The sequence below is a fragment of the Methylomonas sp. DH-1 genome (assembly GCF_046097555.1).
GTDB classification, from domain to species: domain Bacteria; phylum Pseudomonadota; class Gammaproteobacteria; order Methylococcales; family Methylomonadaceae; genus Methylomonas; species Methylomonas koyamae.
This window is the reverse complement of sequence record NZ_CP143089.1, coordinates 4196733-4222267: the sequence shown is the minus strand read 5'-3', so window position 1 is coordinate 4222267 and position 25535 is coordinate 4196733. Positions and strand designations below refer to the sequence as shown.

The window sequence follows — 25535 nt, the reverse complement described above, 5'->3', positions numbered from 1 at the left end:
GTTGCTCCGGCATCGCCATGGCGCACGAAGTGAATCCGCTGCGGGATGGCGTCTTCATCTGCTGTCAACGCTTAACGCGAGCATAGCCAAATTACAGGGGGACGAGGCAAATGTTTTCAACGCCAGGCCGACGCTTGCCGCCGAGCCGTTTTTCCTTCCGCGGCCGGGCCGGCGCGCTATGAATAGCGAAAGCCGGCCGGCGGCCGCCGGATCGCCGGTCGATGTCGTTTGCGGCGACCGGCAGCGGACGCTGCAAATCGGCCCGCAAACGTCGGTGCGCCACGCCCTGGATACCGGCGAATTGCGGGTCCGCGCCGCCTGCGGCGGGTTGGGGACCTGCGGCGCCTGTCTGATCACCGTTCTGGAAGGGGACTTCAACCCGCCGACCATGGCCGAACGGCAAAAACTGTTGCCGGAAGACCTGGCGCAGGGCCGGCGCCTGGCTTGCCAGTTGTATGCCCGCGGCCCGGCGAAGTTGTCTCTGGAGCATCCTGCACCGGAGTCGGTATGGAAAAGTCTGGACAGCGCTTGTCGCTTGTGCACGGCAGGCAACCCCGCGCTGGGCGATCATCCTTTCGGCGTTGCGGTCGATCTCGGCACCACCCACATCCGCTTGTCGCTATGGCAGCGGCAAACCGGCCGCCGGATCGGCAGCCGGATCGGCATCAATCCCCAGCTTAGCCACGGCGCCGACGTTTTGACCCGGCTGGATGCCGAACGCCTGGCCCCGGCGCAGAGCCGGGTGCTGGCCGGCGAAGCGCGCAAGGCGGTGATCGAGGGTATTCGCGACATCCTTAGCCGCGATTTGGGCGAAATCGCGCCGATTCTGGCGCAAATCGGTAAAGTGCTGATCGTCGGTAATACCGCGATGCTGAGTCTGATTTGCGGCGCAAGCGGCGACAGCCTATACGATCCGGCAAATTGGCAAGCGCCGATTGCCTGCATCCCGGACGACGCGGCCGCCTGGCGCGAGAGCTGGCGCATGCCGCATGCCGATATCGAAATTGGCCAGCCCCTGGCCGGCTTTGTCGGTTCTGACCTGCTGGCCGCGTTGATTGCCGCCGACATCACCGCTCAGCCCGCTCCGGCCATGCTGGCGGATTTCGGCACCAATACCGAGATCGCGTTGTGGGACGGCAGCCGCATATGGGCTACTTCGGTGCCGGGCGGTCCGGCATTCGAAGGCGTCGGCATCCGTAACGGTATCGGCGCGGAGGCGGGGGCAATCCACCGGGTCGAGCCCGGCGCCGGCATCCCGCGGTTACATACCCTAGACGCCGCGCCGGCCCGCGGTTTTTGCGGTAGCGGCTTTATCGATGCCGTTGCGCTGCTGCTGGCGGAGGGGCGGTTGAAGCCGTCCGGCCGTTTTGCCGCGGCGCAACCGGCGGCGGGCTTACGGTTGGACCCGGACAATCCGCGTACCGCTATTTTTGCGAGCGACATCGACATTTTCCAGCGCGCTAAAGCTTCGACCGCGGCCGCCATGGCACAATTAGCGGTGTTCGCCGGGCTCGATTTGGCCCGCCTCGACAGCTTCTGGATTTGCGGTAGCTTCGGCCGGCATTTGCAACTGTCCGCCGCCATCCGTCTCGGCCTGCTGCCTGCTTTGAGTCAGGCGCGTTTCCGGCTGCTGGCCGACGCCAGTCTGGCCGGCTGCGAAAAACTGTTGCTGGCGGCGGAGCCCGGTAAATTCAGAGCCGAAATCACGCAGCGGATCGAGGTCGTCAATCTCGGCGGGGTTGTCGAATACGAAAACCGCTTCATCGACCACTTGCGCCTGCAACCCATCGGCGCTACGGAGTAAACACGATGCTTGAGGCCTACATTCAAGCTTACAATGACGCGGTGTTCGAAACCGACAAACAAACCGCGCTCGACGTTGTCAACCGGGCGCTGCAGGAAGGCTTCAGCGCCGAAGAAATCGTGTTCAAGCTGGTGATTCCGGCCGTCGAACAAATGATGGCCTTCATCGAACAAGATCCCGACGCCAATCTGGCCCAACACTTCATGACCGCGCAGATCGCCGCGGACGTCACCGAAAAAATGCTGGAAAAATTCAGCAAGCCGCCGGAAATGATAGGCCGGGTTGTGATCGGCGCCGCTTACGGCGATCTGCATTCGCTCGGTAAACGCATCGTCTCCGGTTGCCTGAAGTCGTTGATGGTCGATGTTGTCGATCTCGGCTCCAACGTCAGCGCCGAGCGTTTCGTCGATGCTGCGGTGGCCGAGCAGGCGCAGGTCATCGCTATTTCGGCGATGATGGTACACACCGCGATCGGCGAAAACGGCAGCCTGAAGGTGAGGGCGCTGCTGAAGGAGCGCGGCTTGGAAGACCGGATCAAACTGGCGGTGGGCGGCGCGCCTTACCGTTTCGACACCGAGCTTTATTTGAAGGTCGGCGCCGACGCCTGGGCCGCCGACGGCGTCAATGCCGCCAAAACCATTGTCGAATTGATCCGCGAGGTGAAACCGTGACGCCGCTACAAATATTGGCCGCCGCACAAAACGGCACTCCGGCGCCGCGAATTCCGGTGTTTTGCAACTTGCTCGACCAAGGCGCCCGCGAAATGGGCCTGCGGCCGCAGAGCTATTTTGCCGACGGTGCCGCGGTCGCCGAAGCCCAATTACGCATGCAACTGCGGTACGGCCACGACAATGTTTGGAGCTTGCACTATGTCGGTAAAGAGGCCGAGATATTGGGTTGTAAAGAAATCCTGTTCGCGGACGACGGCGTGCCGAACGTCGCCGACTTCGTAATCAAAAGTCTGGACGATATCGCTAAATTCGAAATCCCGGCCGACATCACTCAAACCGAAGCCTGGCAGCCGATCGGCGAATGCCTGTCGATATTGGTCGACGAAGTCGGCGCCACCCATCCGATTTGCGCGTATGCGACGGCCTCGACCACGCTGCCCGCCATCCTGATGGGCATGGATAAATGGATGGAGTTGTTTTTGCTCGGTCCGTTCGACTTGCGCGACGAGTTACTGCGCAAATGTTCCGATTTTTTCCACCAGGAGATTGGCGCTTTGCGCGCCGCCGGCGCCAATGTACTGATCTACTCCACCCCGTTCGGTTCGCCGTATTTCGTCGGCCGCCGCCAAGTCGAAGCAGGCGTGCTGCCCTGGATGCGGCGCGACTTGGTCCCGGGTGGAGTGGAAGGTATTGTCTATTATTGCGGCATGGCGCCGTTCAACGAAGTCATCGATTTGGTGTTCGCCGAGTTGGGAATCACGACGCATTATCTTGGACCGCTTGCGGATTTGGCCGAAGCCAAAGTCTTGATCGGCAACCGGGGGCTATGCTGCGGTGTGATCGACGATATCCGCATGATCCACTGGACGCCGGAGCAGACCCGGGCCGAAGTCAAACGCATCATCGAAATCGGCAAGCCCGGCGGCCATTTCTTGTTCGGCAACGGCGTGATGCCATTGGCGGTGCCGGAAGCCAATATCCGGGCGATGTTGGCCGCTGCCTTCGAATACGGGAGTTGGCAATGAAAACGTTTACTTTGAATCCGGAGCCGCAACCCGCCTTAACCTTGGTTGGCTGCGGTATCCTGCGCAAGGAAGTGGACCGTTTGATCGAAAAGAACCATTGGAACGTGCACACCCATTACTTGAATTCGGCGTTGCACAATTATTTGAACCGCTTGTCGACCGAATTGAACCAAGCCCTGGAAGAGCGCGAGAAATTGGGCGAGAAGACCGTGGTGTTCTATGGCAGTTGCCACCCGTTGATGGAAAATTATCTGGAAGGCCACCATACCTGCCGTACTCATGGCCAAAACTGCATCGTCATGCTGCTCGGTTACGAGCGTTTCATGCAGGAGCTGGAACAGGGCGCCTATTTTTTGTTGGAAGATTGGGCCCTGACCTGGGAGCCGATGATCACCGCTTGCTTCGGCAACAATAACGCCGTTGTTCGCGAGATTTTCCACAGCAGCCACAAATACATTCTGGCGCTGCGCACACCCTGCAACTCCGACTTTACCAGCGCTGCCGAGGCGGCGGCGCGCTTTGTCGATTTGCCGCTACGTTGGCAGGACGTCGACCTGAGCCATCTGGAATTGGTGCTGGCCGATGCCATTCAACGCCGTTTGGCGGCCGAACCCTAATGTCCGTCCCAGCCGGCCAGCAGGCGTTACTGGATCGCATCGAGCATCTGGAAGCCCGCTTGCGCAAAGTATCGGAAGAAAAAGCCAACCTGTATCTGATTCTGCACATGGTGGAATTGTTGAACCCGATAGCCGGCGTCGACAGCATGCTGGAAAATTTGATGATGGCTTTGTGCGGCAGTCTGGGCGGCAGCAACGTCGAAATCTACTATCTGGACGAAGGCGAGATCCATTACGCCAATTTGGCCGGCGAGCGGCGTACGGTCGGCAAAATCGACGATCCGTTGGTGGCCAATGTATTCGCTCAGCGCCGTTTCGTGGAACAGCCCAGCGATTCGGCGCATACCCTACTACGCGGTTCGACGCCGGCCGTCGCTTGCACTTGGGTGATGCCGTTGCTGGCCGGCAACGAACTGATCGGCGTGGTCAAAATGACCGATATGCTCGGCAGCGCGCAAATGCGCGACTATCTGACCCCCTTTTTTTCGCACATGGCCTTGATTTTGAGCAACGAGATCAAAACCCGGGTTGCCGAGGCGGCAAACAAGGCTAAAAGCAACTTTCTGGCAACGATGTCCCACGAAATCCGTACTCCATTGAACGGCATCCTCGGCATGGCGCAATTGCTGGCCCTGCCCGACTGCTCGCCGGAAAAACACCGCGAGTGCGCCCGCACCATTCTGTCTTCCGGCCAAACCCTGTTGACGCTGCTGAACGACGTGCTGGATCTATCCAAGATCGAAGCCAATCGCCTGGAATTAAATTACGCGGCGGTGGCCCCGGCCCATATTCTGCGGGAAGTGCATTCGCTGTTCGGCGAAAGCGCCCGCCAAAAAAATCTGACGCTGGCCGCGGTCTGGCGCGGGCCGGCCGAACAATGCTATCTACTCGACCAAATCCGGCTGCGGCAAATGCTGTCCAATCTGGTCAGCAACGCCATTAAATTCAGCGACTCCGGCGAAATCGCCTTGCAGGGCTGCGAACTCGGCCGTGGCAAGGGCGGAGCGCGGCTGGAGTTTTCGGTGGCGGATACCGGCGTCGGCATCGGCGCGGAACAACAACGTCTGCTGTTCAAACCGTTCAGCCAAATCGACGCCGGTTCGACCCGGCGCTATGCCGGCACCGGGCTGGGCCTGTCCATAGTGCGCCGTTTTGCCGAACTGATGGGCGGCGAAGCCGGCGTGGACAGCGTGCTCGGCCAGGGCTCGAGGTTTTGGTTTCGGATTGGGGCGGAACCGATCGAATGCCCGCTGCTTGCGAATGGAGTCAATGGCAGAGCGGTGCATCAGGAAGCGGTCCAAGCTGTCGAATCGCCGGCGGCAGCGGCGGAGACGGCGCTTAACGGCCGGGAGCTGCCGCCAGCGGCAATACCGCCCGCGGAAATCGCGTTGCTGCGCGATTTACCGCAGCTTGGCGCGGAATTGGACGAACTGGAACGGCTATTGGTGAAGAACATGTTCCAGGCGGTCGGCCAGTACCAGCGGCTGCAAGCCGAAGTTGAGCCGCCGGTTGCGGCGGAACGGTTTGCCGCGATCGGCCAAGCGGTGAACGATATGAAGTTCGAACAAGCTTTAGCCCAACTGCGGCTGTTTCGCGCCGCGCTAAATTCCGAGGCTGGCTAGGCGCATGGCTAAAGATAACCAGAAGATCCTTGCCATCGACGACATGCCGACCAATCTGGCGCTACTGGGATTGGCATTGCAGGACGATTACCAGATCCAGATCGCCACCTCCGGCGCCAGGGGGTTGGAGCTGGCGCAGGACGATCCGCCGGATTTGATACTGCTGGACATCATGATGCCGGACATGGACGGCTACGAAACTTGCCGCCGGTTGAAACTCGATCCGCGGTTACGCGACATTCCGGTCGTGTTCATCACTGCGATGAACGATGCCGAGGCCGAGACCCACGGTTTTGCGCTGGGCGCCGCCGACTACCTGACCAAGCCGCTGAATATCGAAATCGCCCGGCTGCGGATTCGCAACCTGTTGGAACGGGAACGGCTACGCCGCGAGTTGCAGCGGCGCGAGGCCGCTCTGCGCCTGGCCGCCAGCGTATTCGCCCATACCCACGACAGCGTGGTGATCACCGATGCCGAAAACCGGATCATCGACGTCAACAACGCGTTCAGCCGAATGACCGGTTACAGCAAGGACGAGGCCCTGGGTAAAAATCCCAGCGTGCTGAAATCCGGGCGGCAATCGGCCGAATTTTACGAAAGCATGTGGTGTTCGCTGCTCGGCAGCGGCTACTGGAACGGCGAGTTGTGGAACCGGCGCAAAAGCGGCGAGGTATACGCCGCGTTGACGTCGATTTCGGTCGTGCGGGACGAACACGGCCGGGTGCACCACTACATCGGCCTTTCCGCCGACATTACGCCGCTGAAGAACCACGAACTCGACCTGGAACGCATCGCCCATTTCGATCCGTTGACCGGCATCCCCAATCGGGTTTTGCTGGCCGATCGCCTGAGCCAGGCCCTGGCGCACACCCGCCGCGCCAGCAATACCATGGCGGTGTGCTATCTGGACCTGGACGGTTTCAAGCCGATCAACGACCAATTCGGCCACGATGTCGGCGACCAGTTACTGATCGAGATATCGCAGCGCATCAAGGACTGTTTGCGCGCCGGCGACACGGTAGCCCGGATCGGCGGCGACGAATTCGTGTTGCTGTTGCTGGATTTTAATGCGGCCCACGAATGCCAGGCCGTGTTGCAGCGCATGCTGGACCGGGTGGCGGAACCGGCCGCAATCGGCGGGCATTACGTCAGCGTTTCGGCCAGCCTCGGTTACACGCTGTTTCCGGCCGACCCGGCCGATGCCGAAACCTTGCTGCGTCATGCCGACCAGGCCATGTACACCGCTAAACAGGGCGGTAAAAACCGTTACCACCTGTTCGATCGCGAGCAGGACCGGCTCTGCTCGGTACGCGGAAGCGCCCTGGCGCGGATCGGCTCGGCATTGCGCAACGGCGAATTGGCGCTGTACTTCCAGCCCAAAGTCAATATGCGCAGCGGCCGGATATTGGGCGCCGAAGCCTTGATCCGCTGGCACCATCCCGAACGTGGCTTGTTGCTGCCGGCGGCGTTTCTGCCGGACATCGAAGGCTCAGACCTGGCTATTGCCGTCGGCAACTGGGTACTGCGCCAGGCTTTGGTGCATGCCGCGCAGTGGCAGGCCGGCGGCCTGAATATTCCGCTCAGCGTCAATATCGCGCCGCGGCATTTGTTGGATGCGGATTTCGTTACCACATTGCAAGCCGGTTTTGCCCAATATCCGCAATTGGCGGCGAATTGCTTGGAACTGGAGATTTTGGAAACCGCCGCGCTGGAAGATATCGGCCGCGTCACCGGTGTGATGCGGGAATGCCAGAAACTGGGCGTCAGTTTCGCGCTGGACGATTTCGGTACCGGTTACTCGTCGTTGACCTATTTGAAAGCCCTGCCGGCCGAAACCCTGAAAATCGACCAGTCCTTCATCCGCGATATTTTGGCCGATCCGGAGGATCTGGCTATCGTCGCCGGCATCATCAACTTGAGCGCCGCCTTCAACCGCCGCGTCGTCGCTGAAGGCGTGGAAAGTGCTGCCCATGGCTTGCTGTTGCTGGAATTGGGCTGCGACAACGCCCAAGGTTACGGTATCGCCAGGCCGATGCCGGCCGAACAATTGTCGGCTTGGATAGCCGCCTGGACGCCGCACCAGGAATGGCGGTTGGGTCCGGGGCGGCAGACGCAGCCGCTGAGGGTGGGGTAATCGGATTAAACTATCCGGCTGAGAACAGCATAAGGAAGGAAGCTCAAGCCGATGTATTTCAAATCCTTAAAGCGCCAAATACCGGATTTGAATATTTCTCGAAATAAGCGTTGCGAGGAAACCAAATCTCGCTTCCAAAAAGCCGAATACGCTTGAGTAAAAACGCTGCCGTTTACTAATTCGTCTAGCCTTTCCTGGGGAATATGGGCCACCAATTCGGGGTTTTGCGTTACAAAATCCTTTCTGACTTGCCAGCCATCCAGCACTTGCCGCCACTTAATCGACGAAATCTGACCATGGTTATGCCAGCGATAAAATGCCAAGACTTCGGGTACTAAAACAATATTCCGAGTGATCGCCGAGATACGGATCCATAAGTCGTAGTCCATCGCGCTGAATCGGCGCAGCGAAAACCCGTTGGCTTTTTCGATAATTTCTCGCCGCACCAAGGCGGCGTGAATAGGCCATGGGCAAGACGCTAGAAATGCTTGCGAGATATCGCCTTTCTCATAGGGGGGGGGCAGATAAGCCGGGCCATTTTCTCCGCCTTCAACCACATTTTGCCAACCGCAATAACTAAGGTCGGCGTTATTGTTCTCGATACCTTGCAACAGTTTTTCGAGGAAATCCGGTGCCCAGTAGTCGTCGGCATCAAGAAAGGCAATAAACTCGCCGACGGCATGTTTCAGCGCCAAATTCCGGGCCGGAAAAGGGCCTTGATTCGATTGCTGAAAAACTTTTAGATTCGGGTATTTCTGTTGGCATTGGGTTAGAGCCGAATAACTTTTATCAGTTGAACCGTCGTCAACAACAATTAATTCCACATTGGCGTGGGTTTGCCGAAACACGCTTTCGACTGCGCTCTCAACGTAATTTTCAGCATTGTAACAAGGCATGATTACGGAAATAAGGGAGGTGTTCATTACCAGATCCTTGAATATTAACGATGGATTGATTTTCTGATTTGCCGAAGCCCAGTTGTTTCGGAGCAGTATGAATCCTGGATACATATTCCCGAGCCATGGCAACTCAAGGTTCTGTAAACAATCGGATTAAGCGGAGAAAATTCACCCGGTATCGCTTCGCAGCATCGAATTATGCATTAGTCCGAGTATCGGTTCCGTTTTTTGAACCGCAACAATGCGTCACCGGATCGGGCCGCGAAGGCAGTGGTTATCCCGAGATTTTGCTGGATTTGAGCGGAATGAGCGGAAAAATCTTTTTGCAAAATCGAATCTTTGCAAAAAATACTCGATTTTCAGCGTTAATTCCAGCGGCGGCTAGCAGGCTGGTGAAAAACTCCCAAAGCTGCAGTCATCAAGGCGCATAGCCTCAGCAAACAAGTAAAATAGCGCATCTAAATTGGAGAAGCCCCCCATGCGCGGACACGATGCCATTCAAAGTAGCTGGTTCAGCTACGTTAGCCTGGAAGAACGTATTCCCAAACAGCATCCGTTGCGTCGTTTACGTCTACTCGTCGATGGCGTATTGACCTCTATGAATGCCGTCTTTGCCGAGCGTTACTCGCACACTGGCCGCCCGTCGATTGCGCCCGAAAAATTGCTGCGCGCCTTGCTATTGCAAGTGCTGTACACCGTTCGTAGCGAACGCCAGTTGATGGAACAGCTGGACTACAACCTGCTGTTTCGCTGGTTTGTCGGTTTGGGTATCGACGATGCTGTCTGGGAACGCAGCGTGTTCAGCGCCAACCGCGAGCGCCTGCTGTCCGAAGCACTGAGTCGCGAGTTTTTTGAACGGGTCTTGGCCATTGCCGAATGGCAGAATCTGGTGTCCGACGAGCACTTCAGTGTCGATGGCAGCCTGATCGAAGCCTGGGCCTCGCACAAAAGCTTCGTGAAGAAAGACGGCAGCGGTCCTGATAAACCCGCCGGCCGCAATCCCGAGGTCGACTTCAGCGGCGAAAAGCGCAGCAACGCCACCCACCAAAGCACGACAGACCCGGAAGCGCGGCTCTACAAAAAAGGCGAATACACCGAGGCCAAACTGCGTTACATCACCCATGCCCTATCCGAGAATCGTAACGGCCTGATTGTCGATGTCGAAACCACCCAAGCCACCGGCACCGCTGAAATCGAAGCCGCACAAACAATGATCAAACGCCGTGTGCCCAAAGGCGGTAGCGTCGGTGCCGACAAAGGCTATGACCAACCGGCGTTCGTCAACGGACTCAACACCCAAGACATCAAGGCCCATGTGGCCCGCAAAAAGACCGGCAGTGCCGTCGATGGCCGCACCGCTCGCGGCAAAGCGTACGCTCAAAGCCTCAAGCGCCGCAAAATCGTCGAAGAAGCCTTCGGCTGGGTCAAAACGGTCGGCGGCCTGCGCAAAACCCGTCACATCGGCTTAGCCAAAGTCGCTGGCCAAGCCTTGTTTTGCTTCGCCGCCTACAACCTGACGCGCTTGCTCAACCTATTGGTGTTCACGCCGAAACCGGCGTGGAGTGCGCCCACCTAGGGTGAAGTACGCCTGAAAACCGTCCACAGACGGCTTCAGGCGAATAAAAAGCCCTTGAAACAGGGGCAAAACGGTTGAAACTCGATGTCATGACCGATTTCAACACGAAAAAATCACGGAAACCGTGGGTAAGGGGAAATATCGGTGGGTTTTTCACCAGCCTGCTAGGCCGCGGTTGCGGGTTCGAACGCTTGCCATGCCCAATCTCCTGGTCGCGGACAAGCAGCAGTAGCAGCCCGCCGCGTCGCGCCGGTTAGCAGCGGTCGGCGTAGTGTCTGCCATTGCCGCTTTGTACTCGAATCAGTCGCAACAATTAACGAGCTCCGTTGATTGCGGAGAATCCGTTTCCGGCACCAATGTAGTCCTATGACTACATGTAACCAAGAATTAGCCTACAATTGTATCGGGGCGCTTGCCGTCGTACTGATGCGCAAGCGTTTGTCAATTTCAGCTATCCGAGAACAATGCCGATGTTGTCCACCACCGCGATTGCCAAGCGCGTCGATTTCCAATTGACTGCCGCAGCTATTTTCATGTCGATAGGCTTCGAGCTATGGCATTTACTGACCGACCGTTTCGTGCCGCATGGCTACTTGGCTTTAATGCTGCTGTTAGCCGTCGCTAGCGTTTTGTCGTCGCGGAGTCGGGCCAAATGGTACTCCGAGCAACAGAGCCGTATGGCCGCACTCGACGCGGTGATCAGCGAATACCAACAGTTATCCGACCAAGTGTTGGGCCAAGCCGGCCGGAAAATCACCGATTTCCAGAGCGAAATGGATACGGCGAAAAATTTGATCAAAGATTCGGTCGGTAAATTGCACGGCAGCTTGACCGGTTTGCAAACGCTTTCGGCAAAACAACAGGCGGTCTTGGCCACGTTAATCGACCAAATGTTGCTGATGACCGGCAACTGTGAGCAAGAGCAGGCGCAAGAACAAGTCGGAATCCACCGTTTTTTCAGCGAAGCCAATCATCTGATCGACGAATTCGTCCGCAAAATAAAGGAACTCAACGACAACAGCCGGCGTATCTCCCATAGTTTTAACCAGATGAAAACCCAGGTCGAGCGGATTAGCGGCCTGCTGAACCAGATTACATCGATTACCACGCAAACCGACTTGCTTGCACTCAATGCCGCTATCGAAGCGGCTAGAGCGGGCGAGGCCGGACGCGGCTTTGCGGTAGTCGCCGATGAAGTTCGAAAGTTGGCTCACAATACCAGCGAATTCAACAACCAAATTCGCGGTACTCTGGCGGAGATTTTGCGTTCGATGTCGGATATCGACGCCAGCGTGACGCTGGCAAATAATACCGACTTGAGTATCGCCGAAGATTCCCAAGAAAATTTGATGCAGATCGGTACTGAGTTGGTTGCGCTTTCGAAGTTAGCGCGCGAACACTCGCACCAGATCACCGAAGTCACCGAGCAGATGCATCAATTAACCATGGAAGGCGTCGTCGCCGTTCAATTCGAAGACATCGTTACCCAGATGATGGGCCGCTTGTCCCAGAAAAATCAGGCAATTGGCGATATTTTCCATAAGTTTATGGAATTGCACCGGGATCGCGATGAAAGTAGCGGCCTGCAACGCTTCGATAAGCGGGTTTCCGGTTTGAAATTATTGTTGAATCACTCGACAAAGCCCGATTCGATGCAAATGCCGGCATTTTCCGGCCAAGACGTGGAGTTGTTTTAATTCGGTCGAATTGCTTGCGCTATGCGTTTGACTAGCCCAGGCTCCGTCGTCAATGGGCCGCAGGCGCCAGTTTTCGGGGCGGCTAAGCGGTCGCTTAACCGGTGAATTGGTTAATTTCGGCATTTAGCATGATCGACGGTCGAGGCCGGCTGCAGGAAAATCCGCTGCTGCGTTTGTGGCTTCCTGCGCAGGCGAAAGCTTTCGATTCAGTCGGCGCGGACGCCGCGGCTGAGGTCGCGCAGTATTTGCAAACACTGGCGGTTGGCGGCCAGATCCAGCGCGCTGAAATCGTCCTCGGTGGTCAGGCGCCAATCGGCGCCGGCCGCCAGCAGTTGCGCGACGATAGTGTGTTTGCCGGCCGAGGCGGCGTAAATCAGCGCTGTTGAACCGCTGGGATTTTGGTAATCGATGTCGATGCCGGCCTGCAGCAGCAGGGCGACGCACTCGGCGGATTCGGCGAAACAGGCCGCCCACAGTGCGTTGTTGCCGTAAGCGTCGCATACGCCGAGGTCAGCGCCGCGCTCCCGGATCAGATACGCCAACACGTCGCTACGGCCTTCGCGTGCCGCCAAAATCACAGCGTATTCGCCGCAGCCGTTGACCGTTACCTCGGACAACGGCGCGAAGCCGCGTTGTTCCAGCCATTGTTCGAATGGGTTCAATTTTGCTTCCTCGCGCTTTAAATCAGAGAAGGCCGGTGCAATAACGACAGGTGGCCGCTGCCGGCAGCGGCCAGACCAGCCAACAATTCCCGGCGGGCGGCGGCGCCCTTGCCGCGCAAATAAGCCAATTCGGCGCCGGTCAGCAAGGTAATTGCAATCAGCTGGATTTGGCCGCCGGGCAGCGCCGCGTTGGCCGCAGCGCCGGCTACCTGGCTCAACAGTGCGCCGACCCGGCCGCGGCCGTCTTTGATGTGGTCGATATTGAATTCCAGCGACAGCGGTTCGCCGGCCACCAGCTTTTCGCACAATACCGGATGTCCGGCCAGCGTATGGCTGACTTCGGCCGCCATTGGAAACAACCAACTGTCCACCATGGCGCTGAGCGGCCTGTCGCTGGAGATGCCGGAATCCGGGCTTTCGACGAAGACTTCCAGACCCAGGCCGGTTTCCGGCCGGTAGCGTTCCACCCATGGATCGGACAGGCCGTCGGAAATCACGCAGGCGTTGGCGCCATGCCGTGCCGCCAGCCAAGCGGCGCCGGCCGGCCATTCCGGACCGTCACTCATCGGTCCCATCAGCGAGGTTAGCGATGCCAGCTCGGAATCGAATAGCTGGCCCACTGCGGCGTGTCGGGCCTCGCCGGCCAAGCGCAGCCGGTCGGCGTAGGTCAAACCGACCAAAAATTCAGCGCTCATCGGATGCCTGCCGTTCGGGTTGGTTGGCCAGGCGCTCCCGGGCGATTTGGCTGACTTCCGGGTCCGGGTCTTCCGCCAGTTGCGCCAGTAAGTCTTCTTCGGCGCGGATGGCCACTTCATAGCGGACGGTCCAATCCGGGTCCCGGCTCAGCAAGGCTAAATCCTCGATCTCCATGCGTTGGGCGACGATGCGGCGGATGTTGGTTTCCTTGTCTTCCGCCATCAGGCCTAGGCTGACGCTGGGGATGCGTTCGACGACGATGCGCCGCACTTCGGTGTCCGGATCGGCCACCAAACGGAACAGGCGGCCTTTCGGCAAGCGTTTGGCCACGTAAGCGCGCACCAGATAGTCCGGATCGTCGGCCATCAATTCCAATTGGGTCTCCGGCAGCCGGTCGGCAACCGTGACTCGGACTTCGCGGTCGCTATCTTGGCGCAATTCCAGCAGCCAGTCCAATGGCACCCGGTAGGCCAGCACCCGGCGCACCGCTTCGTCGGGGTCGTTCAGCAGCGGCCGCAGCAAATTGGTCGGTAGATAACGGGCGGCGATGGCGCGGCGCTCCCAGAACTCGTCGGCAATATACTGGCCGGCCAAGCCGGGGTGTCGCTTCAGGAAGCGGTCGATTTGGCGGCCGCTATGGGCGAGGATGCAGATGTCGCCCGGTTTGCAACCGCCGTTAGCCAACAGTGTATTCCGGTATTCGCACAGGTTGCAGTCGGCCAGCGGGGTTAAATCCGCATCTTGCGCATCGGTGCTGTGCATTGCCATCGTCATGCCGCTTTGGCCATGACCGGCAACAACTGCGGCGTGATTTGCGCCAGCCAGACCTGCAGCCGTTCGTCGGTTAAATGGGCTTGGGTGCGTTGGTCCAGTACCAGGCCGACGAATTCGCCGTCGACGATGGCATCGGAATGTTCGAAGCGGTAGCCTTCGCTGCTCCAGCGGCCGACGATGTCGGCGCCGTAGCCGTAGAATACCCGATACAGTTGAATCAAAGAGCTGGCGAAGCGCGAGGCATAGCGTTCCTGATGGCCCAAACCGAACAAGGCCACGCGTTTGCCGGCGAAGCCGTGACCGTCCAATAAGCCGACGAATTCGTGCCAACTGCGTTCCTGGCAGCCGGCGGCCAGGCCGGGCAAATCGCCAATGCCGTAGCTTGGCGTGCCCAGGATCAGCGCGTCGTATTTCAGCAAATCCTCGGGGCTGGCGCGGTTGATGTTTTTCGGTTTGTCCGCCAGTTCTTCGCCCAACAGGCTGTATATCTTTTTAGCGACTAGCCGGGTGCTGCCGGTGTCGGTGCCGAAAAAAATGCCGATTTTGCTCATAGGTCACCTGTAATGGAATGTGCCGAATTCGGCTTTGCAGCCGTTTGTGAAACTTCAGCAAATATCGGTCCAGGTGGATAGGAATAACTTGTGGCGATATTTTTGTTTTAGATCAATAGGATAGTATTCGGTCTTTGGCGGGTTCCGCCGCATCGGTGCAGTTAAGGCGACAATTGCACCGAAAGTGGGCCGATTCGCGACATTGTTGCTATAGTTGCGGCGTTAATTGGATGCCGGTTCGGCCCCGGTAGTAAATGGAAATCGTCAGGTAAGGTTTAGTTATGGCAATTCTGCGCTGCAACCATTGCGGTTATCTCAGAGAAGTTTCTCAGGAACACGTGGGTAAAACCGTGAAATGCCCGGTGTGCGAACAGGCGGCGGCTATTTACGATAGCGTCGACTTCATCAAAAAATTGATCGATAAATACGGCGGCTTATTGGCGAAATACCGGGAACTGGAATCCGCGCAGAATATGTCGGCCGCCGCCAACGTTCCGAAATTTTTGCCCAAAGACGAAGAGTTGGATTTGCATAACACGGCGGTAATGACCAACAGCATGCAGTACAAGCCGGTTATCCAATGGTTCGAACGCAAGAATATCCGGGTAGAAGTCGATCACGACGCACTCGATACTCAGGGCTTTTTCGATGAGGTTGCCGTCGAGCTGGGCGACAATTTTCCGGTTTTGCAACAGGTGTTGGACAAGATTCGGAAGGCTCAGCGTAATAACTATACTTCGGTGGTTTTGAATTTAAGCAACCACAGCCAAAACGATATTAAAACTATTACCGGGTTTTGCCGAAACCTGTACGAATTTTCGTTTTTCGCCAAATATTTTTATAACAAGAATGAAAAGCGGGCATATTTAACCTTGCAGACCGCTCCGGCCATTGCTGGATTTTTCAACGGCGAATGGCTGGAATGGTATGTATTTATGAAACTGCTTAAACATTGTTACGAAAATAAAGGCCTATTTTCCTGTCTGCGCAGTTTTAATATTCAATTCGCCAATGACGATAAATACGAGGTGGATGTATTTTTTCTGATTAATAGCCGAATTCCGGTTTTCATCGAGTGCAAGTCCGGCGAGTTTCGGCCCTTCATCGAGAAGTACGGCAAGATGCGGCGCCGGCTGGAGATCGCCAAGGAAAATTTTTTGTTGCTGGTGTTGGGCGTTAGCGACGAGCAGGTGCAGGGATTGACCAAAATGTACGATATCACTTTCGTCAACGAAACCGGTTTTATCAAGCATATTAACGGCTTGCTTGGCTGATAATATATTCCGCTAAATATTTGTGGTAATTAATTTGTTTTTTCGATGTTGCCGTTATTTGTAAAATCCATGGTAGTATGGAGCTGCTTGAACAAGCTGCCGGATTAAAATATGCAGTCACAATTTTGTAATTTTAATGTGGTAATTGAAAACACCTTAAATACCAATTGATTAGGAATCGTATGAATATTGTTAAAAAAACCTTGGCTTCATTTCTGGTGATCGCCGCGGCTTTGGTTTCCACATCCGCCAATGCCAACAGCGCAGGAGACGCTAAGGTACGTGCCGCTGCCGAAGGCACCGTGGCCAAAGTCGAGGAAGCGGTCAGTTTGTTGGACAAGGGCGCCGACAAAGCCGAAGTGTTGAAAGCGCTGGGCGAAGTCCGCCAGTTGCAAAAAGAATTCCGTTACGAACAAACCGAGCGTTTGCGCCAAAAAGCCGGTGACAAACTGAAAGTCGCGCGCGACGAAATCGAAAAAGGCGACGCTAACGGCCCCGCATCGTTGAAAGCCACGCTGGAACTGTATAAAGAAATGTTGAAAGTCTATCTGGCCGCTCACTAATCGGCCTGCCGTTCTGTCGCCGGGTTTAACCGCCCGGCGGCGCTTATGACGATTCGGCGTCCGCCGTTTCGCCTTACTGCCGCCAATTTCCCATTCTCAATCCGCAGTTTCGGCCAATAGGCGTTCGAAGTCTGCAGCCTGCAGCGGTCTGGCAAACAAATAGCCTTGGCCGTAATCGCAACCGGCGGCTGCCAGCAATTCGCGCTGGTTGCCGGTCTCGATGCCCTCCGCCACCACCTTAATCCCCAATTTATGGGCCATGACGATGATGGCCTCGCACAGCGCCATGTCGTCCGAGCCCGCCGCCAGATTGCGGACGAAGCTTTGATCGATCTTGATGTAATCGATATCGAATTTCTTCAAATACGACAAGGACGAATAACCGGTGCCGAAGTCGTCCAGCGACACCTGGATCCCGGCGTCGCGGAAAGCCAATAATTGCTCGGCGACGCTGCCGCTGGCTTCCAGCAACAAGCCTTCGGTAATTTCGATAACGATACTGTTGCCCGCCAGATTCAGGGCTTGCAATTGGTCGCGCCAGTCGCGGTGGCTGTCGCGCTCGTTGCGGAACTGCACCGGCGATTTATTGATGGTAATTTGAAAACCGGGGTCGATCGAAGCCTGCCAGACTAGAAGTTGCTTGGCGGCCTGTTGAAAGGTCCAGTTGCCGATTTGGCAGATCAGTCCGGTTTCCTCGGCGATCGGGATGAATTCGGACGGGCTGACGATGCCGCGCTGCGGGTGGCTCCAGCGGATCAGCGCTTCGGCTTTGCGGACTCGGCCGCTGGCCAGTTCCACAATAGGTTGGTAACACAAAAAGAACTGGCCGTCGGTCACTGCATGGCGCAAATCGTTGCTCAGGCGCAGCCGGGATTGGGCGGCTTCCTGCATGGCCGGAATGAAAAAACAGTATTGGTTGCGGCCAAGGCGTTTGGCTTCGTACATGGCTTGGTCGGCATGCTTCAGCAGCGATTTTAGGTCGCCGGCGTCGTCCGGAAAAAATGCGATGCCGATGCTGGTCGAAATGTAAGCGACTTCGTTGCCCAGCTCGAAGCATTCGGTCATCCGCTCCAACAGGTCCCGGGCGATGCGCTCCACATTGCTGGGGTCGCCGACCTCGCCGAGAATGACGGTAAATTCGTCGCCGCCCAGCCGGGCGACCGTATCGGTTTCGCGGACGCTGGCGACGATGCGTTGGGCGGCGATCTGCAGCAAGCGGTCGCCCATATCGTGCCCCAGGGTATCGTTCACTTCCTTGAACAAATCCAGATCGATGAACAACACCGCCAGCCGGCTGCATTCGCGTTTAGCTTTTTTGATGTCGTGGCCGAGCCGGTCGTGAAACATACGCCGGTTCGGCAATTGCGTCAGCGGATCGAAGTTGGCCTGCTGCCAGATCAGGCCTTCGGCCTGCTTCTTTTCGGTGATGTCGGAGAACAAGGCCATGCGCCGGTGGACCTGGCGGTTGGCGTCGAATATGGTATTGACGGTCAAGGCTTTGGCGAAACTCTCGCCGTTTTTGCGTTTATCCCACACTTCGCCGCGCCAATGGCCGTCCTTGCGGATCGCTTGCCACATCGCCTCGCTATGAATGTCCCGGTTCAGCAGACCGATGTGTTTGCCGACCACTTCGTCCGCTTCGTAACCGGTAATGGCGGTGAATGCCGGATTGATAGTCAGAATGCGGTCGTCGGCATCGGCCAGCAGCATCGCCTCGCTGCTGTGCTGGTAAATCAAAGCGGCTTGTTGCAGGGCTTCCTCGACGCGCTTGCGTTCGCGGATGTCGCGGGCGATCGCCAGATTGTAGCCGACGTTGCCGTATTCGAAATAATTGGCGACTACTTCGACCGGCAAAATCTCGCCGTGCTTGGTTTGGTGCAGCGTTTCCACGGTTACCGAGCGCCGGCTTTTCAATTCCAGCCAATGCTCGCTCCAAACCGCTTTCGGAAACAACGGGTCGATATCGAATACGCACATCTGCAACAACTCCCGGTGGCTGTAGCCCAAGGTTTTGCAGGATTGGTTGTTGATGTACAGGAAGCGGGCGTCTTCCGCGATCAGATAGGCGCTGTCCTGCATTTGGTCCATGCCGAAGCTGAGTTGGGCCAAGCGCCGGCGCGAGTTTTTTTGTTCGGTGATGTCGCGGAAACTCCAAACCCGGGCGACGGTCTCGCCGTCGGCGATTTGCGGCTGGTAGTAGCTCTCTATGATGCGGCCGTCTTTGAACTCGAGTTCCTGGTAATGCCGTAGTTTCGACTCGCGGTAAATGGCGTCGACGCGGCGCAGAAATTCGTCGGCTTGTTTCAGTTGGCCGAAAATGTAACGCAGCGATTCCGCAGAGTCGCCGACATTCAAGCTGGTGTCGGCTATGCCCCAAATCCGTTTGAATTGCGGATTGAACGCCGCGACTCGCCCGGCGGCGTCGATAACCAGGATGGCGTCGGCCGTAGAGTCGAGTGCGGCCTGCAGGATGGCTAGCGACTGGCGCAGTTGGCTTGGGTTCTGCTCTGAATGAAGCATGGCGGCGAAAGGGGTAGGGCGCAGGCTTCGGCTTAGGCCTTTAACGCGAACGAATCGCTTAAGCCTAGCCGATTTGGCGGATTTGGCGAGGATATGCGCGGTTTGTGAAAACGGCTTTAGCCTGCGGCGTAGTAGTGCATGGCTCCCAACAGCGGCGTGCGCGGGTTCAGCGCCAGCTTGACCGATACTTTGGATAACATGGCGTGAAACCGGCCCTTGGTGACGAAGGCCTGCAGAAACTCGCCGGATTCCAGCACCGGGCGGATTTTCGGGCCGATGCCGCCGCCAATGAAGACGCCGCCGGTGGCGAAGGCTTTCAGCGCCAGATTGCCGGCCTCGGCGCCGTACAATTCGGCGAATAGGCGCACGGTTTCCCGGCAAGCAGGGTCTTCGCCGTCCACGCCCAACCGCGAAATCAAGGCATTACGGTCTACGCCGGCCGCGTCGGCCGGGGCCGGAACCGCCGGGCAGGGTGGGGCAAAGCGGCTATCGACCAAAAAGTCGTAGATATTGCTGAAACCGAGACCGGACAATACCCGTTCCCAACTGACGTGAGCCGGATATTTTTGCCGCAAGTAGGCCAGCAAGCGGTCTTGCTGCGGGTTCTGCGGCGCGAAATCGCAATGGCCGCCTTCGGTGGCTATCGGGTGGAAAGCGTTGCCGTCCCAATGCAAAATCGCTTCGCCGAGTCCGGTGCCGGCGGCGATCACGGCCACGTTGCCGGTTTGGGTTTCGGCGCCGGGATTCAGCTCGATAAAATCCTGCGCCGGTAAATGCAGCATGCCGATGGCCATCGCTTCCAGATCGTTCAGTAACTTGACCCGCTCAGTACCCAGGCGCCGTTTCAATTCGGCGCCGTCCAGCAACCAGGGCAGGTTAGTGGTTTGGCAGCGCTGGTTCAACACCGGGCCGGCGATGCCGAGACAGGCGGCGGCGACGGCAGGCGTGCCGTTCAGAAACAGAGCCAGAATCTCGTCGAAGTCGGCGAATTCGCCGCTGGCGAAGGTTTGTTCGCGCCGGCAATTCAACGAGCCGTCGCCCAGGATTTCGATTAAGGCCAGAACCGTTTTGGTTCCGCCGATGTCGCCGGCTAGAATCATAATGTCCTCACTCAGTTGGGTTGGCGTTGTTGAGCAGGTGGATCAAGGCGTCGAGTATCGCATTGGCGACCCCGTGCGGCGGCAATTGGTAGAAAGCCTGCCAAGCCAGCGAGACACATTCTTCGTAGTGGTCGCGGTATTGCGGATGCCGTTGCAGCCAACTGATCCGCACCGCGTGGCCGATCAGAATGTCGGTGACCAGCGTATCGTCGATATACAAATCCGGATTTTCCTTGACGATGGAGGCCAGTGCGCGCAGTGCCTCCACGCTCAATTGCCGATACACCGGCGCCTGAATTTTGTTCAAAATATGGTTGATGTGCAGGCGGAAGGTCTGCTCGCCGGCCGTCATTTGCGCCAGCATCATTTCGCTGTCGATACGGCGTTTGCTGTTGTATTTTTCACCGACCATCAAGCCCTTGCAGTGGTGCAGTAAGCTCCACAAACCGCTGAAAAACGCTTCGTTTTCGCGGCCGACGCTGCCTTGCTGCTCGCGCCAGGCATACCAATCCTCGGCGCCGGCGCGGTCTTTCGGGTCCATCGTTTCCGGGAAGCGGGCGGCGGCCAAATCGCGCTGCGGCCCTTCGTAATTCAGGGTTTCCACTTGGCCGAGCTGGTTTTCGCTGTTGTTGTAGTCTTCCAGCGTTTCCTGTGCCAGCGTCGCCACTTGGTGCGGCGGCAGCGACAGTATGTCGTTGAAAGCTTGGTCCAGCGAAGAACTGTGCACGCGTTTGTAGCGGGCGATGATCAATTGCAGGATATGGCCGACGCGGATGGTGTGCGTGTCGGCGAACAGCGTGGGTTTCAGTTTGATCAGCATGCCCAGGTAGATGATCAACTCCTGGATGATGATTTGCTGGCTGCTGTCGCCGGGGTTGAAGGTGCGGATCGTTTCCAGTATTTGCCAGGAATCGGTCGGCCGGCGCAATGTGGCTTTGCCGCTGTAAGCACGGCCCACCGTCAGGCCATGTTGGCGGACCAGCATTTCGGTGGCGGCCTGCTCCAGATTGATATCGTATTTTCCCAATAAGCCGGCGCAGCGGCGTACCGCATACCAGGCGTGGCAATCTCCGGCGCGGGCGTAGACTTCCTCCAGCAGGTCGCGCACCAGGCAGGGTGTGCCTTCGCTGTTGCGCAGGCCGGTATCGAACTCCAGCCCGTGGCGCTGACACAACAGGCTTAGCGCTTCCAACTGGGCGTACAGGTTGGGGTTGGTCTGCAATAAATCGATCAACTGGTCGTCGCCGCCGATTTCCCATTCGGTTACCAACAGGTTGTCGATGGCTTGCGCACTGGTATCGCCGTCGGGCAAAACCTGGGCGAAAGGGCGTTCGCTTTCTTCCCAACTGGCTTCGGAGAATTTGAAATCGTGCAGGTGGCCGATACGTTCGCGGGCGGCCGATGCGACCAGTTCGGTCAGCAAGCCCAGCGAGGCGCGGACGCCTTCCAGTTTGCCCCGGCGCAATTGCTCGATGAAATCCAACAGCACCTCGCGGTCGGCGCTGTGCAGCATATTGTGGCGGACATTGATGGCCAGCAACGGCGGCGCCGCGCTGTCGCAATGGTTGCTGAGGTAGGTCAGCTCCATGCGTAGGCGTTGGATCAGCAGTTGGTTGTCCATTGCCAGATAGAACCCCTTCTGGCTCATGAATTGCGGCAGGAACAGCAGCGGTTCGCCGGCCAACAAATACAGTTTGGAGGTCGACAGCGCGCGCAATTGCCGCAACGGCCGGCCGGTCAGACCGATGCGGTCGTTACGGCCGACCTGGTGGTAAGCGGCCGCCAATTCGCTGGCGTCGCGGACCTGAATCGGCGCGATTTCGGTCAAGGTCTGCGCCGGAATGCCCAAGCCGCGCAATTCGTCGCGAACCTCGTCGTCTTCGGCCAGCAAAGCGATTTGCACGGTGGCGGCGGCGTGCAGCCGGTTTGCCTTGTAACGGCCCAATGGGTCGATATCGTCCAGGCCGATCAAGCCGTCCTGCAGCAGTCCGCCGAGGATGTACAGGCTTTGCGCCCAAACCAGCGGTACGTTTTCGTTGGCGACCCGGGCTTGGCTGTGCGGGTGGCGCTTTTCGGCGGCGATGGCATGTTCCGGCACGATATACAGTTCCGGCAACAGCCATTGGCCGTTGTGTTCCACCAACAAGTCCTCCAGTTTGCGCCGGTAGTCGCCGACGCCTTCGCTGTCGCCGGCAAACAACTTGTTCAGTAACAGGTAGCAGAAGAACAGCGGCCATTCGCATTCGATATCCATGAATTGCTTCAATTCGCTGGGCTCGTAATGCAGGCGTTGGTGGTCTTCGATCGCGGTTTGGTGGCCGTCGAGCAGGAAGCGTTTGCAGCCGTAACGGCCTTGCAGTTTCTCGACGATCAGCCGCTCGGTGCGGGCGCGTAGTTCCGGGTTGTCGACGGCGAACGCCGGAAAACCGGTCACGCTCAATACGGCCGAATCGACTTCCTTGGAAATCGATTCCCGCGGCAATAGCGATTCCAGTGTGATTCGGCTGCGGGCGATGTCGTCGCTGATGACGTGGATCACGGCGGTCTGGCCGCCGTCCTTGCCGAACAGATTGAAGCCGGACATGGCCTCCAATGCGGCTTTGGCCATGCCGATCGAGCTGGCGTTGAGTTCGGCGATGCCGAGGTTCATCTTGTTGCCGCGCTCCCAAATGCCGTAATCCGGGGTGCGGTAGGCGCGGCTGATGTAGTGCACCAGATTCTGCACGAAGTTGACTTCGTCTATCGTAAACACGATGCGTAAGCCGGATGCCGTCATTTGCGCCAGCATCAACAAAAACAGCGAGGTGGCGTCCAGTTGCAGATGGCCCCATTCGCTGTCGCCGACCACGACTTCTCCGGTGTGGGTGTTGTACTTGGCGTGCAAGGCATCGAGCGGGTCTTGGCTGTGCTTGAATTTTTCGACTTTGTCAGCCTGGCGCATCATCGCAATCAGCAAGCCGCGCATCAACTTGACCACGCTCTGTTCCAGCAGGTAAGCGCGTTCCTGCTGGCCTGCCGTTTTGCGGTAGGCCAAAGCCAAACCCCAGGCCGCCAGAATGCTGTAAACGTTGTCGCGAACCCAGGCGTCGGTGTAATTGCCGTGGGTGGTGACCGCGGTGCTGGCCGGCAGCAGGCCGCTTATCCAGTCCTGCCGCTGCAGAATGATGTCGTGGACTTGGCGGTAGTAGCTGTCGAGCGTTTCGGATGTACTGGTAGACGTCATGTCGTTATCCCAGGTGAAGTTAAAACGGCGGGATGCCGCTCAGGCTTTGGGTAGGGTGACTCCGGTCTGGCCCTGGTATTTGCCGCCCCTGTCTTTATACGAGGTTGCGCAGACTTCGTCGCCGCCGAAAAACAACATTTGCGCGACGCCTTCGTTGGCGTAGATTTTGGCCGGCAGCGGTGTGGTGTTCGAGAACTCTAATGTTACGTGGCCTTCCCATTCCGGCTCCAGCGGCGTAACGTTAACGATGATGCCGCAGCGGGCGTAAGTCGATTTGCCCAGACATACCACTAACACGTCGCGCGGAATCCGGAAATATTCGACGGTGCGAGCCAGCGCGAACGAATTGGGCGGAATGATGCAGACATCGGATTTGACGTCGACGAAGCTGGCTTCGTCGAAATCTTTCGGATCGACGATCGTAGAATTGATGTTGGTGAAGATTTTGAATTCGTTGGAGCAGCGGACGTCGTAGCCGTAGCTGGAGGTGCCGTAGGAAATGATGCGGCCCTGGGAGGATTCGCGGATCTGGCCGGCCTGAAACGGCTCGATCATGCCGTGTTGCTCGGACATGCGGCGAATCCATTGGTCTGATTTGATGCTCATGTGGCTGGTTTATCGGTAAACGGAAACAAAGCTGCAACATAACATAATGAAGCCGAAAAATCGCTAATTGCCTGGCCCGACGCTGTTTGCCGATGGCGTTGGCAGCAAGCATTAAAGAATTAGGAAAAACTGATTTACAAATTAGACGACCGGTCGCATAATTTGGCCATGACTATGTTGAAGCCTAAACAAATCAAGCGGGAAAAATTGCTCGACCGGGGCGTCAGCTTGCTATTGGAAAAGGGCTACCACGCCACCGGCTTGAAAGAAATCCTGGAGGCGGTGCAAATCCCGAAGGGTTCGTTTTATGCCTATTTCGGCAGCAAGGAAGAATTCGCCGCCGAGGCCGTCAAGCATTACATCGAACCGTTTATCCAGCGATTGTCCGGCCATTTGCAAAACCCCGAGTTGGACGGCCTGGGGGCGTTGCAGGCGTATTACGCCGAACTGATAGACGAAGTCGCGCAAACCGGTTTCAAGGGCGGCTGCCTGCTGGGAAATCTGATGGGCGAAATCGGCGATACCAGTCCGCTGTGCCGCGATGCCCTGCTCGAAGCGGTCGGCCGCTACGCCGATTTGCAGAAAACTGCTTTGGAGCGCGGCCAGAAAGACGGCAGGGTACGCACCGACAAGACCGCGAAAAGCATGGCGGATTTGATGCTGAACGGCTGGCAGGGGGCGTTATTGAGGATGAAGGTCGAGCAATCGGTCGAGCCGTTGCAGGCGGTTTGTCGGGAGTTGTTGGATGATTATTTTCGGGCTTGAAGTTTTTTGAATTTAAATAAGTCACTTTTTATTTAGAAATTCTAGTTGACACAAAATGGACAACTATTCTGTAGATGTATACGAAGGCTTTGGGCTTTCTAAAGATGACATTGAATATTTCAAGAATAATCACCCTGGCTTATGCAATATTGACTTATCCCGTGTAAGTCATTTTTTGCTGATTCAACTAGCCTCAATTCAAAAACATAGGATTTATAATTTATTTTCGATTACTGATGTAATACAAGAGCTTGAAGGTGTTGGTCGTGGTTGTCGGCAACGTGTTGAGCCATTTAAGCATTTGCCCTTAAAAGGACTCTGGAAAGCACACTTTCATGATGCAAGGTTCATATTGAAAAATATTTACAATCATTGGGGGCTGGATTTCGAAAATAGTCCAAAACTTTTATCGTTGCTTGAGCGAGTTAAAGTTGAGGAAAATAAATCACCGTCGAAATTCGGTTGGCAAGGGCGCCTTACACACGAAATGGTGATGGGTGCGTATAAGGAAAGAACAAGTAAGAAGGGATTAGCGGGACTCACCGGGGAATGGATAATTTTCGCAAAGCATAATGATCAAAACTATTATATCTGCATGTCGCGGCATACGTCCGGCCAAGAAGATTGCGAGTTATTCGATTTCGTTAAGCTGATCTTTGAATATGAGTATCCATTTTTAGTTTGAGGAAGAACCGTAGGATGTGCTGAACAAAGTGAAGCGCATCGTTCGCGACAGATGCGCCTCCTAACGTCGGC

General features: G+C 57.0%; 22 protein-coding genes. 13 read left to right on the top strand and 9 right to left on the bottom strand.

Annotation, left to right across the window (positions count from 1 at the left end):
* Positions 1-178 precede the first annotated feature (178 nt).
* Genes VXJ35_RS19325 through VXJ35_RS19300 form a run of 6 tightly spaced genes read left to right on the top strand, consistent with a single transcriptional unit; the run spans position 179 to position 7873 of the window.
* Entirely contained in the window at positions 179-1804 is a 1626-nt protein-coding gene (locus VXJ35_RS19325) for an ASKHA domain-containing protein (protein WP_064022812.1), read from the top strand.
* A gap of 5 nt (positions 1805-1809) precedes the next feature.
* Complete coding sequence (locus VXJ35_RS19320) at positions 1810-2475, top strand: B12-binding domain-containing protein (RefSeq protein WP_064022811.1); 666 nt, start codon at positions 1810-1812, stop codon at positions 2473-2475.
* Positions 2472-3500 carry a uroporphyrinogen decarboxylase family protein gene (locus tag VXJ35_RS19315; RefSeq protein ID WP_064022810.1) on the top strand — a complete coding sequence of 343 codons (1029 nt, stop codon included), beginning with the start codon at positions 2472-2474 and terminating at the stop codon, positions 3498-3500. Before VXJ35_RS19320 ends, VXJ35_RS19315 begins: the two co-directional genes overlap by 4 nt.
* On the top strand, positions 3497-4117 hold the full coding sequence (locus VXJ35_RS19310; protein ID WP_054761112.1) for a DUF1638 domain-containing protein: 621 nt from the start codon (positions 3497-3499) through the stop codon (positions 4115-4117). Before VXJ35_RS19315 ends, VXJ35_RS19310 begins: the two co-directional genes overlap by 4 nt.
* The gene (locus tag VXJ35_RS19305) at positions 4117-5739 is read left to right on the top strand and encodes a HAMP domain-containing sensor histidine kinase (protein ID WP_064022809.1); all 1623 of its coding nucleotides are present in this window, start codon (positions 4117-4119) and stop codon (positions 5737-5739) included. Before VXJ35_RS19310 ends, VXJ35_RS19305 begins: the two co-directional genes overlap by 1 nt.
* A 4-nt stretch (positions 5740-5743) precedes the next feature.
* Positions 5744-7873: a bifunctional diguanylate cyclase/phosphodiesterase gene (locus tag VXJ35_RS19300; protein WP_064022808.1), complete on the top strand. Its 2130-nt coding sequence runs from the start codon at positions 5744-5746 to the stop codon at positions 7871-7873.
* Between the two features lie 5 nt (positions 7874-7878).
* Here the strand turns inward: VXJ35_RS19300 and VXJ35_RS19295 are convergent, their stop codons facing one another.
* Positions 7879-8796, bottom strand: coding sequence for a glycosyltransferase family 2 protein (locus VXJ35_RS19295; protein ID WP_197495903.1), 918 nt, complete (start codon positions 8794-8796; stop codon positions 7879-7881).
* Positions 8797-8894: 98 nt separating this feature from the next.
* Here VXJ35_RS19295 and VXJ35_RS19290 point away from each other — a divergent pair, with 98 nt between their 5' ends.
* The 3 genes from VXJ35_RS19290 to VXJ35_RS19280 all read left to right on the top strand — a co-directional run bounded on the left by VXJ35_RS19290 (position 8895) and on the right by VXJ35_RS19280 (position 12045).
* The gene (locus tag VXJ35_RS19290) at positions 8895-9203 is read left to right on the top strand and encodes a hypothetical protein (RefSeq protein WP_157198236.1); all 309 of its coding nucleotides are present in this window, start codon (positions 8895-8897) and stop codon (positions 9201-9203) included.
* Positions 9204-9250: 47 nt separating this feature from the next.
* Positions 9251-10348, top strand: a complete 1098-nt coding sequence (locus VXJ35_RS19285; protein WP_064022807.1) for an IS5 family transposase — start codon at positions 9251-9253, stop codon at positions 10346-10348.
* Between the two features lie 470 nt (positions 10349-10818).
* Positions 10819-12045, top strand: coding sequence for a methyl-accepting chemotaxis protein (locus VXJ35_RS19280; RefSeq protein WP_197495901.1), 1227 nt, complete (start codon positions 10819-10821; stop codon positions 12043-12045).
* A gap of 206 nt (positions 12046-12251) precedes the next feature.
* Here VXJ35_RS19280 and VXJ35_RS19275 read toward each other — a convergent pair whose 3' ends face one another.
* From VXJ35_RS19275 to VXJ35_RS19260, 4 genes are read right to left on the bottom strand one after another with little or no spacing between them, the layout of a single operon-like run.
* The gene (locus tag VXJ35_RS19275) at positions 12252-12707 is read right to left on the bottom strand and encodes an ankyrin repeat domain-containing protein (RefSeq protein WP_064022805.1); all 456 of its coding nucleotides are present in this window, start codon (positions 12705-12707) and stop codon (positions 12252-12254) included.
* A 17-nt stretch (positions 12708-12724) separates the two neighbouring features.
* A complete protein-coding gene (locus tag VXJ35_RS19270) occupies positions 12725-13402 on the bottom strand; it encodes a hypothetical protein (protein WP_064022804.1) in 678 nt (225 codons plus the stop codon).
* Positions 13392-14165 (bottom strand): 4Fe4S-binding leucine-rich repeat protein, encoded by a 774-nt coding sequence (locus tag VXJ35_RS19265; protein WP_064023602.1) that lies wholly within the window; start codon positions 14163-14165, stop codon positions 13392-13394. The genes VXJ35_RS19270 and VXJ35_RS19265 overlap by 11 nt, the downstream gene beginning before the upstream one ends.
* Before the next feature lie 8 nt (positions 14166-14173).
* Positions 14174-14728, bottom strand: a complete 555-nt coding sequence (locus tag VXJ35_RS19260) for a flavodoxin (RefSeq protein WP_064022803.1) — start codon at positions 14726-14728, stop codon at positions 14174-14176.
* A gap of 281 nt (positions 14729-15009) precedes the next feature.
* On the opposite strand from VXJ35_RS19260, the gene VXJ35_RS19255 reads away from it, so the two are divergent.
* Positions 15010-16002, top strand: coding sequence for a hypothetical protein (locus VXJ35_RS19255; RefSeq protein ID WP_064022802.1), 993 nt, complete (start codon positions 15010-15012; stop codon positions 16000-16002).
* 182 nt (positions 16003-16184) lie between these two features.
* Positions 16185-16565: a hypothetical protein gene (locus VXJ35_RS19250; protein WP_064022801.1), complete on the top strand. Its 381-nt coding sequence runs from the start codon at positions 16185-16187 to the stop codon at positions 16563-16565.
* 96 nt (positions 16566-16661) lie between these two features.
* On the opposite strand, the gene VXJ35_RS19245 is transcribed toward VXJ35_RS19250, so the two are convergent.
* The 4 genes from VXJ35_RS19245 to dcd form a co-directional block, all read right to left on the bottom strand.
* Positions 16662-19085: an EAL domain-containing protein gene (locus VXJ35_RS19245; RefSeq protein ID WP_064022800.1), complete on the bottom strand. Its 2424-nt coding sequence runs from the start codon at positions 19083-19085 to the stop codon at positions 16662-16664.
* A 116-nt stretch (positions 19086-19201) separates the two neighbouring features.
* A complete protein-coding gene (gene glk, locus VXJ35_RS19240) occupies positions 19202-20185 on the bottom strand; it encodes a glucokinase (protein ID WP_064022799.1) in 984 nt (327 codons plus the stop codon).
* 7 nt (positions 20186-20192) lie between these two features.
* Positions 20193-23408 (bottom strand): glycoside hydrolase family 15 protein, encoded by a 3216-nt coding sequence (locus tag VXJ35_RS19235; RefSeq protein WP_064022798.1) that lies wholly within the window; start codon positions 23406-23408, stop codon positions 20193-20195.
* Positions 23409-23447: 39 nt separating this feature from the next.
* Positions 23448-24014, bottom strand: coding sequence for a dCTP deaminase (gene dcd, locus VXJ35_RS19230; protein ID WP_054761080.1), 567 nt, complete (start codon positions 24012-24014; stop codon positions 23448-23450).
* Positions 24015-24182: 168 nt separating this feature from the next.
* Between dcd and VXJ35_RS19225 the strand changes: the two genes are divergently transcribed.
* On the top strand, positions 24183-24779 hold the full coding sequence (locus VXJ35_RS19225; protein ID WP_064022797.1) for a TetR/AcrR family transcriptional regulator: 597 nt from the start codon (positions 24183-24185) through the stop codon (positions 24777-24779).
* A 55-nt stretch (positions 24780-24834) separates the two neighbouring features.
* The gene (locus tag VXJ35_RS19220; protein ID WP_064022796.1) at positions 24835-25464 is read left to right on the top strand and encodes a hypothetical protein; all 630 of its coding nucleotides are present in this window, start codon (positions 24835-24837) and stop codon (positions 25462-25464) included.
* Positions 25465-25535 lie beyond the last annotated feature (71 nt).